Genomic DNA, 1,223 nt, shown 5'->3' on the forward strand with positions numbered 1-1,223 from the left:
CCTAGCCCCTCCCCGTCGGGGAGGGGGATGGAGTTTTTCGATGCGCTACCTGCCCCTGACCGATACCGACCGTGCCGAGATGCTGGCCGTCGTCGGCGCGTCGTCGATCGACGACCTGTTCGTGGACGTGCCGGAAGAAGCCCGCCTCGACGGCGCGATCCGCGGCCTGCCTGGTCACGCCAGCGAATTGTCCGTCGAACGCCACATGACGAAACTGGCGCGGCAGAACATGGTCGCGGGCGAGGTGCCGTTCTTCCTCGGCGCGGGGGCGTATCGCCACCACGTGCCCGCCAGCGTCGATCACCTGATCCAGCGCGGCGAGTTCCTGACCGCCTATACGCCGTACCAGCCCGAGATCGCGCAGGGCACGTTGCAGATGCTGTTCGAGTTCCAGACGCAGGTCGCGCGCCTGCTGGGCACCGACGTGGCCAATGCCAGCATGTACGACGGATCGACCGCCTGCTGGGAAGCGATCGGGATGGCGCGGCGGATCACGAAGCGCAAGCGCGCGATCCTGTCGGGCGGGCTGCACCCGCATTACGTGTCGGTCGCCAACACCATGGCGAAATATACCGGCGACATGCTGGACGTGTCGCTGCCCGACATGGCGGCGGAGACGGACCTTGAGGCGCTGATCGCGAAGATCGATGGCGAGACGTCGTGCGTGGTGGTGCAATATCCCGACATCCTGGGCCGTATCGCGGACCTGACGCCGCTGGCGGATGCGTGCCACGCGAACAAGGCGTTGCTGATCGCGGTCGTGACCGAGCCGGTCGCGCTGGGCGCGATCCGTTCGCCGGGGGAGATGGACGCGGACATCGTCGTGGGCGAGGGGCAGTCCATCGGCGTCGGCCTGCAATTCGGCGGGCCGTACGTCGGCCTGTTCGGGTGCAAGGACAAATATGTCCGCCAGATGCCGGGGCGATTGTGCGGCGAGACCGTCGATGCGGACGGCAAACGCGGGTTCGTCCTGACGCTGTCGACGCGCGAACAGCATATCCGGCGCGAGAAGGCGACGAGCAACATCTGCACCAACAGCGGGCTGTGCGCGCTGGCCTTCTCGATCCACATGACGTTGCTGGGCGAGGCGGGGCTGCGCGCGCTGGCGGCGGCGAACCATGCGGGCGCGGTGGCGGCGGCGGAGCGGCTGGCGCAGGTGCCGGGCGTGCGGGTCGTGAACGACACGTTCTTCAACGAATTCACGCTGGACCTGGGGCGCGAGG

At 67.9% G+C, this 1,223-nt stretch carries 1 protein-coding gene; it reads left to right on the forward strand.

The features are described from left to right. Window positions 1-40: 40 nt before the first annotated feature. On the forward strand, window positions 41-1,223 hold a 1,183-nt coding region (gcvPA, locus tag ASG29_RS07370), incomplete at its 3' end, for an aminomethyl-transferring glycine dehydrogenase subunit GcvPA (RefSeq protein ID WP_235532822.1).

The organism is Sphingomonas sp. Leaf412, from assembly GCF_001425405.1.
Taxonomy (GTDB): Bacteria; Pseudomonadota; Alphaproteobacteria; order Sphingomonadales; family Sphingomonadaceae; genus Sphingomonas.